Origin of the sequence: Haladaptatus sp. W1 (genome assembly GCF_001723155.1) — an archaeon.
GTDB classification, from domain to species: domain Archaea; phylum Halobacteriota; class Halobacteria; order Halobacteriales; family Haladaptataceae; genus Haladaptatus; species Haladaptatus paucihalophilus.
On record NZ_MEIH01000092.1, the window covers coordinates 1 to 15,867 of the forward strand.

Annotated in this window: 20 protein-coding genes; 15 read left to right on the forward strand and 5 right to left on the reverse strand. The window is 63.2% G+C overall.

Going from position 1 to position 15,867, the window contains the following annotated elements; all coding sequences use genetic code 11:
• Nucleotides 1-48 precede the first annotated feature (48 nt).
• The 3 genes from BG842_RS05230 to BG842_RS05240 all read left to right on the forward strand — a co-directional run bounded on the left by BG842_RS05230 (nt 49) and on the right by BG842_RS05240 (nt 845).
• Nucleotides 49-273, forward strand: a complete 225-nt coding sequence (locus BG842_RS05230) for a hypothetical protein (protein ID WP_069449968.1) — start codon at nt 49-51, stop codon at nt 271-273.
• Between the two features lie 99 nt (nt 274-372).
• Nucleotides 373-573, forward strand: a complete 201-nt coding sequence (locus BG842_RS05235; protein ID WP_232423811.1) for a hypothetical protein — start codon at nt 373-375, stop codon at nt 571-573.
• 89 nt (nt 574-662) lie between these two features.
• Nucleotides 663-845 carry a hypothetical protein gene (locus BG842_RS05240; RefSeq protein ID WP_007982026.1) on the forward strand — a complete coding sequence of 61 codons (183 nt, stop codon included), beginning with the start codon at nt 663-665 and terminating at the stop codon, nt 843-845.
• 10 nt (nt 846-855) lie between these two features.
• On the opposite strand, the gene BG842_RS05245 is transcribed toward BG842_RS05240, so the two are convergent.
• Nucleotides 856-2,145 carry a S8 family serine peptidase gene (locus BG842_RS05245; RefSeq protein ID WP_069449958.1) on the reverse strand — a complete coding sequence of 430 codons (1,290 nt, stop codon included), beginning with the start codon at nt 2,143-2,145 and terminating at the stop codon, nt 856-858.
• Nucleotides 2,146-2,346: 201 nt separating this feature from the next.
• Here BG842_RS05245 and BG842_RS05250 point away from each other — a divergent pair, with 201 nt between their 5' ends.
• The 3 genes from BG842_RS05250 to BG842_RS31090 all read left to right on the forward strand — a co-directional run bounded on the left by BG842_RS05250 (nt 2,347) and on the right by BG842_RS31090 (nt 5,653).
• Nucleotides 2,347-3,723 carry an APC family permease gene (locus tag BG842_RS05250; protein ID WP_069449959.1) on the forward strand — a complete coding sequence of 459 codons (1,377 nt, stop codon included), beginning with the start codon at nt 2,347-2,349 and terminating at the stop codon, nt 3,721-3,723.
• Nucleotides 3,724-3,985: 262 nt separating this feature from the next.
• Nucleotides 3,986-5,293, forward strand: coding sequence for an ABC transporter substrate-binding protein (locus BG842_RS05255; RefSeq protein WP_069449969.1), 1,308 nt, complete (start codon nt 3,986-3,988; stop codon nt 5,291-5,293).
• 24 nt (nt 5,294-5,317) lie between these two features.
• Nucleotides 5,318-5,653 (forward strand): hypothetical protein, encoded by a 336-nt coding sequence (locus tag BG842_RS31090; RefSeq protein ID WP_254662915.1) that lies wholly within the window; start codon nt 5,318-5,320, stop codon nt 5,651-5,653.
• Between the two features lie 49 nt (nt 5,654-5,702).
• On the opposite strand, the gene BG842_RS31095 is transcribed toward BG842_RS31090, so the two are convergent.
• A complete protein-coding gene (locus BG842_RS31095; protein ID WP_254662916.1) occupies nt 5,703-5,876 on the reverse strand; it encodes a hypothetical protein in 174 nt (57 codons plus the stop codon).
• Between the two features lie 60 nt (nt 5,877-5,936).
• Here BG842_RS31095 and BG842_RS31100 point away from each other — a divergent pair, with 60 nt between their 5' ends.
• The 7 genes from BG842_RS31100 to BG842_RS05285 all read left to right on the forward strand — a co-directional run bounded on the left by BG842_RS31100 (nt 5,937) and on the right by BG842_RS05285 (nt 10,783).
• A complete protein-coding gene (locus tag BG842_RS31100; RefSeq protein ID WP_254662917.1) occupies nt 5,937-6,242 on the forward strand; it encodes a carbohydrate ABC transporter permease in 306 nt (101 codons plus the stop codon).
• Nucleotides 6,239-7,159, forward strand: a complete 921-nt coding sequence (locus tag BG842_RS05265) for a carbohydrate ABC transporter permease (protein ID WP_026177870.1) — start codon at nt 6,239-6,241, stop codon at nt 7,157-7,159. The genes BG842_RS31100 and BG842_RS05265 overlap by 4 nt, the downstream gene beginning before the upstream one ends.
• Nucleotides 7,160-7,213: 54 nt before the next feature.
• Nucleotides 7,214-8,335, forward strand: coding sequence for an ABC transporter ATP-binding protein (locus BG842_RS05270; protein WP_007982035.1), 1,122 nt, complete (start codon nt 7,214-7,216; stop codon nt 8,333-8,335).
• A gap of 3 nt (nt 8,336-8,338) precedes the next feature.
• On the forward strand, nt 8,339-8,515 hold the full coding sequence (locus BG842_RS29580) for a hypothetical protein (protein WP_175424079.1): 177 nt from the start codon (nt 8,339-8,341) through the stop codon (nt 8,513-8,515).
• 161 nt (nt 8,516-8,676) lie between these two features.
• The gene (gene glpR / locus BG842_RS05275; protein WP_069449960.1) at nt 8,677-9,444 is read left to right on the forward strand and encodes an HTH-type transcriptional regulator GlpR; all 768 of its coding nucleotides are present in this window, start codon (nt 8,677-8,679) and stop codon (nt 9,442-9,444) included.
• Complete coding sequence (gene pfkB, locus BG842_RS05280; protein WP_069449961.1) at nt 9,441-10,349, forward strand: 1-phosphofructokinase; 909 nt, start codon at nt 9,441-9,443, stop codon at nt 10,347-10,349. Before glpR ends, pfkB begins: the two co-directional genes overlap by 4 nt.
• 191 nt (nt 10,350-10,540) lie before the next feature.
• The gene (locus BG842_RS05285) at nt 10,541-10,783 is read left to right on the forward strand and encodes a hypothetical protein (RefSeq protein ID WP_069449962.1); all 243 of its coding nucleotides are present in this window, start codon (nt 10,541-10,543) and stop codon (nt 10,781-10,783) included.
• 138 nt (nt 10,784-10,921) lie between these two features.
• On the opposite strand, the gene BG842_RS05290 is transcribed toward BG842_RS05285, so the two are convergent.
• Nucleotides 10,922-12,115 (reverse strand): PKD domain-containing protein, encoded by a 1,194-nt coding sequence (locus BG842_RS05290; protein WP_069449963.1) that lies wholly within the window; start codon nt 12,113-12,115, stop codon nt 10,922-10,924.
• 226 nt (nt 12,116-12,341) lie between these two features.
• Between BG842_RS05290 and BG842_RS05295 the strand changes: the two genes are divergently transcribed.
• Entirely contained in the window at nt 12,342-13,409 is a 1,068-nt protein-coding gene (locus BG842_RS05295) for a M42 family metallopeptidase (protein ID WP_069449964.1), read from the forward strand.
• A 71-nt stretch (nt 13,410-13,480) separates the two neighbouring features.
• Complete coding sequence (locus BG842_RS05300) at nt 13,481-13,723, forward strand: hypothetical protein (RefSeq protein WP_069449965.1); 243 nt, start codon at nt 13,481-13,483, stop codon at nt 13,721-13,723.
• Between the two features lie 19 nt (nt 13,724-13,742).
• Here the strand turns inward: BG842_RS05300 and BG842_RS05305 are convergent, their stop codons facing one another.
• Entirely contained in the window at nt 13,743-14,831 is a 1,089-nt protein-coding gene (locus tag BG842_RS05305; protein ID WP_069449966.1) for an ABC transporter ATP-binding protein, read from the reverse strand.
• The gene (locus tag BG842_RS05310) at nt 14,824-15,858 is read right to left on the reverse strand and encodes an ABC transporter ATP-binding protein (protein WP_069449967.1); all 1,035 of its coding nucleotides are present in this window, start codon (nt 15,856-15,858) and stop codon (nt 14,824-14,826) included. The genes BG842_RS05305 and BG842_RS05310 overlap by 8 nt, the downstream gene beginning before the upstream one ends.
• Nucleotides 15,859-15,867 lie beyond the last annotated feature (9 nt).

A 15,867-nucleotide genomic window follows, 5' to 3' on the forward strand; every position in this document is an offset into this window, starting at 1 on the left:
ACCGCCACAGCATTCGATGCGGCGAACCGACCCGGGGGTGGCGTCACCATGACGGAGACGAAATCCGGAGACGGGTTCGTAACCGACATCGTGGAATCGTGCCCGGAGTGCGGGCGGCAGACGCCCCACGAGGTGAAAATCGAGATTCGAACCGAGAACGGGGACAGCGACAACGCGGTGTTTTCGCGTGAACCGTATCGGGTGAGCACGTGCACCGGATGCGGGAATACGACGGCGACGCGGATGAACAACGTCACAGGGCGGCGAGGGTGACGACGAGGAGACTGGCGGACCTGTAGGGTTTGTTTTGGATGAAAAATCGGCACCGTTATGCCATAGCAGTTCTAGGTATCAGCCGAACGACGTATGGGAGTGACACTCACACTTATGGACTTCTGGGAGGGAGTTCGATGGCTCGGAGAGACGGTCCCCTTTTTCACCGTCCTTCCGGCCTTCATCGGGATTCTCGTCTTGGTCTGGATGTTCGCCCCCGAACTCTCGACCCGGCGACCGACACCGACCCACCCGGACGGCGAGTATCGATTCGACCCGGACGACTTCGAGCCGCGGTGATTCGACAGTGTGGTCAGAACGGCTTTTATACTGACCTTCGAAGCAACTGGCGAGACGTATCGGCAACCGAACGAACGAAACCAACGACCATGACGCACTCAGCACTCGGCAGACGACGGGACGGAACGGACGCACCCGAAATCGTCTTCGCGATAGACGAGACGCCCGACGAACGGTGTCCGAACCGGGCCATCATCGCGGACATCACGCGGGACGACGCGTGGATTGCAACGGACAGTACGGACACGGCAGTGCTGACCGAGTGGCGATAGACGGCCGCGCCTATTTCGTGAGCGACTCGACCGTGTGCAGCGCGTTTATCCGGCCAGCGCCGAGGTCGGGGTCGCTCCGACCGTTGCTTTTCTCGGCGTTGCGTTCGATGACACCGGCCACCTGTTGGGGGTTCGCGGTGGGGTCCAGTTCGCGGACGAGTCCGACGAGACCGGCGACCTGCGGCGACGCCATCGACGTGCCCGCGAAGTAGGCGTAGTCGTCGCCCGGGACGGTCGAAAGCACGAGGTTGGTCGGATACGGCCACGCGGTGTCGTCCGCGAGGCTCTTTTCGAGCGTCTCGTAGCCACCGCCGGGCGCGCCGACCGCAACGTCGTCCACGCCGTAGTTCGAGTAGAACGACAGTTCGTCGTTCGGACCGGTCGCGCTCACGCCCAACGTGCTTTCGAGGCTCGTCCACATGTCGCGGTAGCCCCCGTGTTGGAGGTCCGTCTCCTCGTTGCCCGCCGACACCACGACGGTCGTCCCGCGCCGGAGGGCGCTCCGAACGACGCGTTCGCAGATGACGCGACGGACGCCGCGCGACGTTTGGTTCTCCCGCGGCGGACGCGGGTCCCACCCGAGGCTCATGTTCACCGCGTCCGCACCGATTTCGGCCGCGTAGTCGATGGCCAGCAGGCAGTCGCTGATTCGTTCGAGGAGCGGCCCCTCCTCGGGAAACACGCGGAGCGGGACGAGTTCGGCGTCGGGAGCCATGCCGACCACGCCTTGCGCGCCCATCGCGGCGGTGATTCCGGCGACGTGCGTCCCGTGGGCCGCGACCGGTCCGGCGTCCGTTCCGAACTCCCCGTCGATGACCGACCGCCCGAGGTCCGTATTGACGTTGGCCGCGAGGTCGGGGTGCGTGTGGTCGACGCCCGTATCGACGATGGCGATGCGCGTCCCCTCCCCCGTCGCGGTTGCGTGGGCCTCGAACGCGTCCGTGACCTGCTTGTCCCACTGTAACTCGGCGTATTCGGCGTCCGCCGCGACGCCGGTCGATTCGACGGTCGAGGTGCCCAACTCGTACGCCATGTCCGACACCGCCTCGTGAACTCCGGGGACGCCGCGAAGGTCGTCTTCGGCGTCGGCGGGACCGAGGACGAACAGGATGTTCGCGTCCGGGATTTCGTTCTGGACGGTGTAACCCGCCCGTTCGAGTTTTTGTACGGCGTTTCGGCTCCCGGTCGTGACGAGGTACGTCACCGTTTCGGAGGCGCTTCCGGGTGTCGTGGCGGTGATGCCGACGGTCGTCGCCGCGATTCCCTTGAGAAATCCGCGTCGCTTCGCTGTTGTATCCATCGTGAACTACCGATTAGACGCCATCGTTCGTCATAAATTTTCCTTTAGTTGTCGTTAAACGGAGATTGAAGTTTGTTGATAAAATATGCGGGGCCGCACACCGCTTCCAATCCGCCCCCATTCCAATTTTGGAATGCTAAACGAATTTGAGAGCAATTATATGAGAGGCATCCATACTTCCGACCGAGAGATGTTCGAAGCATGACCGGACGCGACGAATCGACGGCTGACGACGGATTGACGCGAACGCTCGGACTGCTGGATTGCGTCCTGCTGAGCGTCGGGGGCATGGTCGGGTCGGCTATCTTCGTCTTTCCCGGTTCGACGGGACACCTGGCGGGTCCCGCCTCGACGCTCGCGTGGGTGGTCGCCGGACTGCTGATGATGATAATCGCGCTCTGCTATACGGAACTCGCGCTGGCGTTCCCGAAAGCGGGCGGTCCCGCGGTCTTCCCCGCGGAGACGTTCGGGCGGAACCGGACGGTTCGACTCTTCGCCAGTTACCTCGAAGGGACGTCCTACTGCATCGGTATGGTGTTCAGCGTCACGATTTCGGCGCTCGCCATCGCGCAGTATCTCGGCATCGCGTTTCCGCGCGCGAAGGGGTACGTCGTTCCCATCGCCCTCGCCGCCATCGCGTTGAGCTTCCTCGTCAACCTCGTCGGCGTGACGAGCACGAGTCGGACGAACCTCGTCCTGTCCGCGCTGTTGCTCACGATACTGCTCGTCTTCGTGGCCATCAGCCTCACGCGGTTCGAGCCGACCAACTACGACCCCTTCTTCACAAGGGGTCCCGCGAAGTTCTTCGCCGCGGTGCAACTGGCGCTCACGGGCTACGGCGCGTGGACCGCGATTCCGTCCGTCGCGGAGGAAGTGAAACGGCCAGCGAAGACGGTTCCACGGGCGATTTTGCTGTCACTCCTCGTCACGACGGTCCTCTACACCGCCGTCGTCGTCGCGCTGCACGGCGTCGTCGCGCCGTCGGCGTTCGCGGAGGGGAGCCCCGTGACGACGGTGCCGCTCGGGGTGGCCGCGTCGAAACTCGGAGTGCCGATGGTTCGACAATATTTCCTCCCGCTCGCCGCAGTCGTCGCCATCTTCACCACGATGCTCGTCGGGACGATGAGCGCCAGTCGCGTCGTGTTCGCGCTGGGACGAAACGGAACCCTGCCGCGGGCGTTCGCGGCCATCCACTCGCGGTTTCAGGTGCCGTGGGTCGGGCTGGTCGCGGTCAGTCTGGTGGCGGCCGCGTTGACGATTTTCCCGGAGTACTTCTACGAACTGCTGGTCATCGCGTCCGTCGTCGGAACCGGCCTCCCGTACGCCCTCAACATCGTCTCGTTCGTCGGGCTTCGACACTACCGCACCGACGTGACGCCGCCGTTTCGCGCTCCTGGCGGCGACGCCCTCCCCGCCGTGGCGCTGGTCGCGTTGAGCGTCGCCATGGTCGGACTGGGTTCGACGGAGGTCCTCTGGTCCGTGGGAAGCATCGCCCTCTTGGGCACGTACTTCCTCGTCCGGTATCTGCGGCGCCCCGACCTGTTCCGGCAGCGGGACGCGGCGACGAACTGGGAGTGACCCTGCCGCCGAATCAGTCGAACGAACGCGTTCGTGCAGATTCGAACACGAGTCGTCATCGACTCGTGTCGTTTCCGGTAAATCGTCCGTACGTCTTGCCTCTTCGTCGTTTTCCACGGTTCTCCCACGGCATATCGAACGGCGACCCACCCAACATTGTTTATTTTTGTTCCTAATTGATGCAGTTCGTGATTGGGTTTGACTGAATCTGCATGTTTTTGCAGAACATTTATTATGGTCGTTCTGTATGGTTCTGGATGTCATGGGTGATGAATACAACCATACACGGCGTCGGTTCGTTCAAGCGACGGGCACACTCGGTATCGCGGGAACGACCGCGCTGGCGGGCTGTACCTCCTCGAAAGACGGTAAAGGTTCGAAAAACGACGGTGGCGGCGACGGCGAGATGGCCGACAAAATCGTCTTCTTCAACGCGGGCAGTCTGAAGGACGACCCCGGAACGAAAAAGAACATCGAGCGGTTCGAAGACGAGACGGGTATCACGGTCGACGTGAACGAGGTGCCGTGGAGCAACCTGAAGACGACGCTCATTACGCAGTGGCGAAACGAGGGAAGCAAGGTGGACGCCTTCAACGGGCCGACGTGGTGGCTCGCCGATTTCGTCGCGGCCGACTGGCTCGAACCCCTCGGCCTCTCCGATTCGCACATGGGCAAGTTCCCGGAGAACCTCCAAAATCTCGTCACGTTCGACGGGAAGACGTATATGGCCCCGCAGATAGGCAAGTGGGGGAACTTCCTCTACGACAAACAGTACTTCGAGAAGCAGGGCATCTCGTCGCCGCCGGACACGTGGGACGACGTGCTCGCGCTCGGCGACAAGGTGGGCAACGACAAGTCCGGGTTCGGCTTCACGTGGGCGAACAAGGACGTTTTCATGTTCAAACAGTTCCTCTGGCAGGCGGGCGGCCAACTGTTCAACGACAAACACGAGCCCGTCTTCGCAGACAAAGGCGCGACGGTGTTCGACGACTTCCTGACGCCGCTCCGCAAGAAGGGACTCCTCCCCAGCGGCATCCAGAGCATGAACGAGGGGAACGTCGGCGACGCCTTCGTCGGCGGGAAGTTCGCCACCGTCGAGGGCTGGACGCCGCTCGGGTCGCGCGCGCTCAACGAGGGCTGGAAAAAGGACCGCCTCGGCATCGCCAAACCGCCGAAGGGTCCCGCCTCCCGCGCGACGTTCCAAGACACGAACGGCGTCGCCGTCTCGGCGTTCTCGAAGCGCAAGAAGGCCGCGAAGAAGTTCGCGGAGTTCATGAGCACCCCCGAGTCCTGCAAGACCGACATGGTGGTCGAGGGCAACCCGGCGGCCATTCCCGAGGTGTACGAGGACGAGGAGGTCAAAAAGAAGTATCCGAAAGAGTTGCGCGCGAACATGAAGTACAACCTCAAGAACGCCAAGAGCGAGGTCTACCGCCTGCAACCGCAGGTCGATGACATTCTGTCGTCGAATATCACGCCCGTCTTCCTCGGGAAGAAGGACGCCAAATCGGCCCTCTCGAAGGCCCAAGAGGACATCACGTCGCTCTACAAGAAGAACAAGGTCCTCTAGATTTCGGGTTCCCCTTTCCAATACATGGCAGAGAATACACGTTCGCTTCGACGGCGGCTCGACCGCCTGTTCATTCCCCTCACCGTGGGACCGACGGTGCTCTGGATAGCCGGGGTTATCCTCTATCCGACGCTCCAACTCCTGTGGTCGAGTCTGTTCTACACGAACCCGATAACGCAGGAAAAACAGTTCGTCGGGCTGGATAACTTCGCCTCGCTCATCTTCGAGAACGGCACCCTCGGGCGCTCAACCCGGACCTCGTACAGTTCACGAAACACACCCTCGTCTACGTCGGCTGTAGCGTCACCATCTCGTTCCTGTTGGGCCTCGGCATCGCCATGCTGCTCAACAAGGACCTAAAGGGGCGCGGGTGGATTCGCACCGCGGTCATCGTGCCGTGGATTCTCCCCTACGTCATGAGCGGCCTGATGTGGCGCTGGATGTTCCAGACGCAGTACGGCGCGATAAACGGCGTCCTCGTCGGCGGCGGCGTCATCTCGGAACAGATTCCGTTCCTCTCGGACGGCACGCTGGCGATGATGGCGCTCATCATCGCCGACGTGTGGGTGTTCACGCCCTTCATCATCATCATCCTCCTCGCGGGACTCCAGAACGTCCCGAACAGCTGTACGACGCGGCCGAGGTGGACGGCGCGAGCCGCTGGTCGCGGTTCTGGAACGTCACCTACCCGTTCCTCAAGCCGTCGATTCTGGTCGCGCTCACCATCCGCATCATCTTCGACATCCGGGCGCTCGACCTCGTGTGGGTGATGACCCACGGCGGCCCCGGAAAGTCCACCGAAGTGTGGGCCTCGTGGCTCTACCGTACCGCGATGGTGTTCGGTGATACCGGCCAAGGTGCCGCGCTCGGCGTCGTCATGCTCGCGGTGACGTTCGCCGTCGTCGCGGTCCTCTACAAGGTCTTCGGAGGGACCCCCTACGAAACATGAGTACGAAAACAGACACGCTGAGCAGAGTTCGTCGTAGCTTGAACCTGAACACGGAAGACGAGTGGTCGAGCGTGGTCCGGGACCGGATGGTCGCGTACGGCCTGCTCGCCCTGTACGTCGTGGTGGTGTGGTTCCCGATATACTACATCCTCATCACGAGTTTCAAGGCGCCCTCGGAGACGCTCTCGTTCCCCATCACGTTCTACCCGCACGACCCGACGCTCTCGAACTACGTCGAAATCTTCCAGAACCGGCCGTTCGGCACCTACACGCTGAACAGCCTCATTGTCGCCGGGACGACGACGCTCATCTGCGTCACGCTGGGGACGCTCTCGGGATACACGTTCTCCCGCTACGACTTCCTCGGCAACAAGGCGCTGTTGCTGTCCATCATCGCCGCGCGGATGATTCCGCCCATCGCGCTCATCGTCCCGTTCTTCGAGATTATGTCGAACCCGCCGGTCATCGGCGCGCTCACGGGCAGCCTCTACAACACGAAGGCGGCGCTCATCCTGACGTACACGTTCTTCAATCTCCCCTTCGCGGTGTGGATAATGAAGAACTACTTCGACGGCGTGCCGCGCTCGCTGGACGAGCAGGCCCAAGTCGACGGCTGTTCGACGTGGGAGGGCTTCTTCAAGGTCATCCTCCCGGTGGCGAAGCCGGGTATCGCGGCGACGGCCATCCTGGCCTTCATCTTCTCGTGGAACGAGTTCGTCTTCGCGCTCGTTCTCACGTCCTCGGAGGTTTCACAGACGCTCCCGATTGGCGTCTCCCTGTTCGTCGCGGACGACTTCATCGACTGGGCGCACCTCGCCGCGGGCGGGATGATAGCGGCCCTGCCGGGCATCCTGTTCGGCCTGTTCTTCCAGCGCTACATCGTCAGCGGCCTCACGCAAGGAGCAGTGAAAGAATGACGGAACCGACCCCCACTATGCGATTCAATCAGACTGACGACGGATGTGGTATCGATGGCTGAAGTAACGCTCGACGCGCTCGAAAAGCGATTCGACGACGTGGTTGCGGTGGACGGCATCTCGCTCGACATCCCCGACGAATCCTTCACGGTGTTCGTCGGCCCGTCCGGGTGCGGCAAGACGACGACGCTTCGTCTCATCGCCGGACTCGAACGCGCGACGGACGGCGAGATATACATCGGCGACCGGATGGTCAACGACCACCGGGCGTACGAGCGGGACATCGCCATGGTGTTCCAGAATTACGCGCTCTACCCGCACAAGACCGTCGGCGAGAACATGCGGTTCGGGCTGGAACAACACGGCGTCGACGACGACATCATCGAGGAGCGGGTGGACGACGCCGCCGACCTCCTCCAAATCGACGAACTGCTGGACCGTCGTCCCGCGGAGCTCTCAGGCGGGCAACAACAGCGCGTCGCGCTCGGCCGCGCAATCGTCCGGGAACCCGACGTGTTCCTGATGGACGAACCGCTGTCGAACCTCGACGCCAAACTGCGCGTGCAGATGCGCGCAGAACTCAACAAACTGCACGAGCAACTCTCGACGACGACGGTGTACGTCACGCACGACCAAATCGAGGCGATGACGCTCGCCGACCAAATCGCGGTCATGAACGACGGCGAGATTCAGCAGGTCGGCGACCCGACGTACGTCTACGCCCATCCGCGAAACCGGTTCGTCGCCGACTTCCTCGGCAGTCCGTCGATGAACTTCGTCGAAGGGAAACTGACCCGCCGCGACGACAGCCTCGTCGTGGACGTCGGGCCGTTCCAACACGAGGTTCCCGAGTCCTACCGCGACGCGCTCGACGGCCGGGTCGGCGACCGAATCGTCGTTGGCGTCCGTCCGGAGAACGTCACGCTCCGGCCGGACGGCCTCCCGGCGCTCGTGGAGGTCGTGGAACCGCAGGGCGAAAAGACCGTCCTCGAACTCGACCTCGGCGACGACATCACCATCAAAGCGTCCGTCGAACCGAGCGTCCCCGTCGAACTCAACGACCGCGTTAACGTCGAGTTCGACCGTCGGTCGCTTCACTACTTCGACGCCGACACCGGCGAATCACTGACCTACTCGCCGCCGAAGGAGCCGAAAGCGACGGAGGCGACGCACTGACCGATGGCAGTGAGCGTCACCTCGTGGGTACCGGACCGAGAGAACCTGTTGGTCGTCGCCTGCTGTCTCATGGCGGCCGTCGCGGCCTACGACTACCACATCGGCGCGTACGGCGGGACCGTCGTCGCAACCGTCGGGGCGGGAATCGCGCTGACGTTTCTCGTCCTGCTGTCGGAGTGAGATGCCGCCCGCCCGCCCTCCTCTCGCAAACGGAAGGCAAATCCGCGACGAAAGCGGCAATATAATCCGACGTCACCAGAGAGGTTATGGCGTCGAATGGCCAACAAAACCAACGAACGCGCCGCCCTTGACTCGATACCGAGTCGATTCGATACGAACATATGTTGCCTGACGAACGAAAACGCAGAATCGTCGAGATAGTCTCCGAAGAGAACGGCAGTACCGTCGGCGATCTCGCCGGTCGCCTCGACGTCTCGGAGGCGACCATCCGCCGCGACCTCCGGGACTTGGAGGACGAGGGGCGCATCGAGCGGTCGCACGGCGGTGCCCTGCCGGTCGAAACGGTCGGCGAGGAGCGAACGTACGGACAGAAACAGGTCCAAAAGCGGGAGGCGAAACGCACCATCGGACGACGTGCCGCCGAAACTCTCCAAGACGGGCAGGTCGTCTTCTTCGATTCGGGAACGACGACCATCGAGGTCGCAAAGCACGTCCCGAGCGACGTCTCGATTACCGCCGCGACGAACTCGCCGCTCGTGTCGATGCAACTCGCCGAGGCGGGTATCGAGGTGAAGGTCACCGGCGGAACGCTGCGGCGCTCAACGTGGTCGCTCGTCGGGCCGACCGGCGAGAGCTTTCTCGACCGAACCAACTTCGACGTGCTGTTCCTCGGGACGAACGGGATACACCCCGACGCCGGACTGACGACGCCGAACGAGGACGAAGCGCGCATCAAATCGCGGATGTGCGAGAAGGCGAGTCGCGTCGTCCTCGTCGCCGACGGGAGCAAGTTCGGTCGGCGGAGTTTCTTCCGCTTCGCGTCGTTCGAAGACGTGGACGCCATCGTCACCGACGCGGCCGTCCCGCCGGAGTACCGCGAACCGTTCGAGACGACGGGCGTCGAAATCGTCGAAGAGGTGGACGCATGATTCTGACCGTCACGCTCAACCCGGCCGTCGATTACACCGTCACCGTCGAATCGGACATCGAACCGAACGGCGTCCTCCGGTCGAGCATGGCGCAGTACGACCCCGGCGGAAAGGGAATCAACGTCTCGAAGTACCTCGCCAGACTGGAGGTCGAGACGCTCGCAACGGGCTTCGTCGGCGGGTTCCTCGGCCGGTACATCGAGGAACAACTCACCCGCGGCAAGGTCGCCAACGATTTCGTCGAGATGGACGTCTGCACCCGACTCAACACCACGATTCTCGGCGAGGACGGCGAGTACAAACTCAACCAGTCGGGACAGGGCGTCAAGGACGAAACCGTCCGCGAACTCATCGGGACGGTCCGCGAGTACGACCCCGAAATCGTCGTCATCGCCGGAAGCCTCCCGCCGAACCTCGGCCCGGCGACCATCGACCGCATCGCGGGCGCGGGGTCGTGGGAAACCGTCGTGGACGTGCAGGGCGACCTCCTGACCGGCATCGCGGGCGACTACGCGCTCTGTAAACCCAACCGGAGCGAACTGGCGAGCGCGACCGGGATGCCGGTCCACAGCATCGAGGAGTGCGCCGAGGCGTCGCAGGCGCTCCGCGAGAGGGGGTTCGACCGCGTTATCACCTCGCTCGGGGACGACGGCGCGCTGCTCACCTCGGACGACGGCGTGTTCCACGCGGAACCGCTGGACGTTGACGTGGTGGATACGGTCGGCGCCGGCGACGGACTGCTCGCGGGCGTCCTCTCGACGCTCGCTCGCGGGCAGACGGACCGAATCGCGCTCCGGGTCGGCGTCACCGTCGCGTCGCGCGTCGTGACCGTTCCCGGAACGACGGTGCCGGACATGGACGACGTTCGAGCGGACGCGACCGAAATCCCGCTCCTCGTCGAGTGATGACGGCACCGTCGCGTATTTTCCGTCTCGATACCGCTTCGTTGTTTTCCGGGCGTGGTCTAATTAGACACGGGGAGCAATCCTACGCTTATCCTGCGGTGCATATCACGAAAGAGAACAGTACAACAGGGAAAAGACAAATCTGTTAGTCTAAAATAACTTTAACACCCTCCTGTGAGTGGCGGGAAACGATGTCTGGAATCAAAAAATCACCAGAGATTCCCCAATCAGTCCCGAAACTAGAAGCCGAACTCATCCGCGACGCCTACGAAATTACGAGACAGAGCGACGGTCGCGGGGACGACGGCATCGACACCGGGACATCTATCGACCTCTCAGATGCGGATCGACGGGATTTACGACGACGACTTCTCGATAGCGGCGTCTCGGAAGAAACATTGGTGGAACTCGGTCTCGACACGAGCGACGACTAACTCGGTTTCTCGGCGGTTCGTTTCCTCTCCTCACGTATTCCGACCGCAGAGCGAACCCTCTCTCGGCGATAGGAATGGTCGATGTACGTGGATCGCGACCCGTTCGAAAAATACGAGCGAATCGGTCGGATGCGGTCGTTATTTGACGGAGAGGATAGCCTCGTCCGTGGCCGTCGCACCCTCGTCGTCGGTGACTTGGAGGGTGACGCGGTAGCGACCACAGGTAGAGAGGGTCATCTCGGCCGTCTCGCCGCTTTCCTCGAACGACCCGTCGCCGTCGATGTCCCACATGTATTCGACGATTTCACCGTCGTCCGACGACGAGGAGGCGTCGAGCGTCACCGTATCGCCGCGTTCGAGCGCCCCGCCGGTCGTATCGCTCGGCGTCGTCTGGATCCGCGCGACTGGGGCCTCGTTCTGTTCGTTGTCGCCGTCGTTGCCACCATCGCCGCCGTCGTCACTACCGTCGCTGCCATCGCTTCCGTCGCTTCCGTCGCTTCCGTCGTCACCGCCATCGTCGCCGCCGTCTCCGCCGCTTCCGCCATCCGACGAAGTGAGCACGTCCTCCTCGACGAGTTGTTGGGATATCTTGGTGAGCCACTGCACTCGCGTATCGAGGGCCGTGTCATCCGAGGTCGCTTCGACGAGGAACGCAACGGCGTCGGTGTCGCGCGCGGCCTTGTGCGTGAGCAGACCGGTCGGTTCGTTGGAGGACGAAGAGAACGGGTCGACCGTGAAGTCGTAGCCGTCGCGCGAGACGTAGTTGTCGTTGAGATAGTCTGCGGCCGCTCTGGCGTCGCTGAACGCCCGGTCGTCCCACGACGAGAAGATGGCCTGACCGACGCCGCCGACCATATCGCCGTCGTAGATGCCGACGGATTCGTGGAGGTCGATGACGGTATCCGGTTGGAATCGCTCGACGACGCCCCAGATGGCGCGGGCGAGTTCCGTCTCCGGTTCCTCACCGGTCGGGAACTGGCGATTCAGGTCCACGCCGCCGTCCGCGATGCGGGAATCCTCCTCGACCGCCGCGGCGTTCGCCTTCGGAATCGTCACCAGCGTTCCGCGGGCGATGTCCCACTGGGCGACCTTCTCGGCCGCCGTGTAGCCTCCGTTTTCGTTTCCGTGTACGCCGCCGACGACCATCACCGTCGGGCCGGACTCGCTCGCGGACGTGACGAACACCGTCGTTTCTTGGTCGGTGCCGCTCCGAATCGTGTACGAATCGCGCGAAACGGTCGTTTCGCTTTCACCTGTCGTCGCCGTTACACCGAGCCCGAGCAGTCCCGCACAGCCAGCCGCCGTCAGAAACGTTCGTCGTGTTGCAGTCATTGCTTCCCAGTCGAGGGTTGTATCGGGAGTTTATTGTTGTTTTGTTCGTTTTAGAAAATAATCCGCGAAAACGAATAATTATCCCATTATATTGGGAGACAGATGATAGATGGGCGGAGATGTCAACGAGTTCCCGAGAATGTACAGTTTTATTAACGACGGGGGACGCCTTCTGCCGGTTTGCAGGGACCCGAACTATTATCGTCCGTTCACACCCGGTTCCCGCATGCACGTTTCGTTCGACGACCTCGAAACGCTGGTGGAAGCGCCGGGCGCACCCGGAAACGAATACGCCGTCGCGGATCGGTTCGCCGAACTCATCGAACCACACGTCGACAGCGTGTCGTTCGACGCGATGGGGAACGTCGTCGCCACGAGCGAGGGAAGCGACTTCGAAATCATGCTCGCGGCCCACACCGACGAACTCGGGTTCCTCGTCGAGGACGTGGACGACGACGGCTTTCTCACCTTCCACATGCTCGGCGGACACTACAAGGGGAACCTGTCGGGCCAACGCGTCCGCGTCGGCCCGGACGGCGTTCTCGGCGTCGTCGGCCCGCGCTGTCGCCACTACATGAGCGACGACGAGAAGGAGTCCCTCCCGGAATCGCTCCGCATCGACGTCGGAGCCACCTCGCCCGAGGAGGTTGCGGATATGAACGTCGAACCGGGCGATTACGCGGTGTGGGACTACGGCGTCTCCCGACTCGGAAACGACCGAATCACCGGACGAGCGTTGGACGACCGCATCGCGCTGGCCATCTTGCTCGCAATCGCCCGCGAAGAGGACGTGGACGCGACGGTTCACTACGTCGCAACGGTACAGGAGGAAGTCGGCCTTCGCGGTGCGCGGACGGCGGGCTACAGCCTCGACCCCGACGTCGGCATCGCGCTCGAAATTTTCCCGGTGGACGACTACCCCGCCGGGCGGAAAGAAGGCGTGAACGCGACGCTGGACGGGGGTCCGGTGGTCGAGTTCGGGGACGGCACCTCCGAGTACTTTTTCGGCGGGGTCATCGTGGACCGCCAGACGAGAACGTGGCTCCGGGACGCGGCGAACGCGACCGACGTGGACCTCCAACACGACGTGATGCTGACTGGTTCGACCGACGCGACCGAACTCCAGCAGGTCCGCGGCGGCCGCAACGCGGGTGCCATCGCGGTTCCCTGTCGCTACTCGCACTCGCCGGTCGAGACGCTCTCGATACGTGACGCCGACGCGACGGCCGAGGTGTTGTTGGCCGCGCTGGAACGGGAGTTCCCGAGTCGGGACGACATCCGACGGCCGCGGTGAGTCGTCCGCGGTACCACCGCCGATTGCCGTCGTCCCGTAACGTTCACAACGCTCCCCTCCGACGGGCCGGTATGCGACGAGTCCGAGGACCACGGCGCGGGTGGGCGAAGATAACGCTCGGCGTCTCGCTACTCTTCGCGGTCGGCGTCTTCGTCTTCCTCTCGATGCAGGGATCGCCGGTTCGTGGCGCGGCGGGCGGCCTCCTCATCATCGTGGCCGGACTCTGGGAGTGGCGTCGGAAACGCTCGGACCAGATTCGTGCCGAGCGCTTCGAAGCCGAGGCGGAAGAAAGTCAGCGAAAACGGCAGGGATGAGAGAAACAGTTCGCGTCGTTCAGTCCGCCGACGACTCCGCCGCGACGGCCTCGTCGCCGTCCGTCTCGTCCGCCTCGGCGTACGGGTCGAAGCCCTCCGCGCTCTCGTAGAGGTGGCAGGCGACTTCCCGGTCGTCCTCGACGTCGGACTTCGCTTCGAGCGGCGGTTGCACCGAATCGCACACGCCGCCGATGTACTTCTCACATCGGTTCTTGAAGCGACAGCCCGACGGGACGTTGACGGCATCACCGACTTCGCCCTGCAACTCGACGCGCTCCCGACCCGCCGTCGGGTCGGGAACCGGCACGGCGTCGATGAGCGCCCGCGTGTAGGGGTGTTTCGGGTTCGTGATTATCTCCTCCGTCGGCCCCTGCTCGACGATTTTACCCATGTACATGATTGCGAGGCGGTCGCACATGTGGCGCAGGAGCGAGAGGTCGTGGCTGATGTACACGACGGACAGCCCGAATTCGTCGGTCATCCGCTCCAAGAGCGAGAGCACGCCAGCGCGAAGGCTCACGTCGAGCATCGACACCGGTTCGTCAGCGACGATGAAGTCCGGGTCGATAACCAGCGCGCGGGCGATGGCGAGGCGTTGGCGCTGTCCGCCGGACAGTTCGTGCGGGTAGCGGTCGAAGAACGATTCGGCGGGTTCGAGTTCCGCGAATTCGAGCGCCCGCCGGACCCGCGCCCGCTGGTTCGGAACGTCGTGGATGCGGAGCGGTTCGACCACCGTATCGTACACCGTCATCCGCGGGTTCAGGCTCTCGAACGGGTCCTGAAATATCATCTGGGCGTTCTGACGGAAGTTCGTGAGGTCCGAACCGCTCTTGTCCGCGATGTCCTCACCGTCGTAGTAGATGCTCCCGCCGGTCGGTTCGTACAGCTTCGTCAGGCACATCCCGGTCGTGGTCTTCCCACATCCGGACTCGCCCGCGATGCCGAACGTCTCGCCCTCGTGCAGTTCGAAGTCGATGCCGTCGATGGCGTGCACCGCGTCCTCCTCTTCGCCGCGGATGGTGTTCATCAGACTGGAAACGAGGCCGCTCCCGACCGGGAACTCCTTTTCCAACCCCTCCACGCGAACGAGGGTGTCGTCGTCAGTCATCGGTCGCCTCCATCGACGCGTCGTTCTGCCACGTCCGCGCCTTGCTGGCGACCGAGCGAAGTTCCGCGTCGATCCGGTCGGTGTGGTGGCAGAACGAGCGCAACTCGCCGTGTTCGACGGCGGGCGGGGACTCCTCCCGGCAGACTTCCGTCGCCAGCGGACAGCGTTCCGCGAACCGACACCCGCTCGGCGGGTTGCTCAAATCCGGCGGGTGGCCGCCGATGCTCACGAGGTCCTGTTCGGACCGGCGGATGTCGGGGAACGCGCTCTTCAGCCCGAGCGTGTAGGGGTGGTACGGTTCGCCGAAGATGAACTCCGACGGGCCTTCCTCGGCGAGTTCGCCCGCGTACATGACGACCACGCGGTCGCAGGTCTCCGCGACGACGGCCACGTCGTGCGTGATGACCATCATGGCCGTGTCGCTCTCCTGTTGAATCCCGTTGATGCGCTTGAGAATCTGGTCCTGCATGATGACGTCCAACGCCGTCGTCGGTTCGTCCGCGAGGATGAGCGACGGTTCGAGGACGAGCGACATGGCGATCATGGCCCGCTGGCGCATCCCGCCGGAGAACTGGTGGGGATAGTCCGTCTGGCGGTCGCGGTCGAGTCCGACGAGGTCGAACGACTCGTCGATGACGTCTTGGGCCTCCGACCGTCCCATCTTCGGGTAGTGTGCGTCGATGGCCTCCAGAATCTGCTCGCGGATGGTGTACACCGGGTCGAGCGCGTTCATCGCGGACTGGGCGATGAGCGAAATCTCGTCCCAGCGAAGCGCTCGGCGGCGCTTCTCGGGCATGTCGGTCAGGTCCTCGCCCTTGAACAGTATCTTCCCGCCGTTGATGTAGCCGTTCTTCGGCAGGATGCCGATGAGCGCCTTGGCGAGCGTCGATTTTCCACAGCCCGATTCGCCGACGATGCCGACGGTTTCCCCGGCCTCTATCTGGAAGCTCACGCCGTCAACCGCTTTGACGGGGCCGTCCTCGCTGTCGTAGTAGACTTCGAGGTCTTCGACTTCGAGCAGGGCCATTCAGCGAGC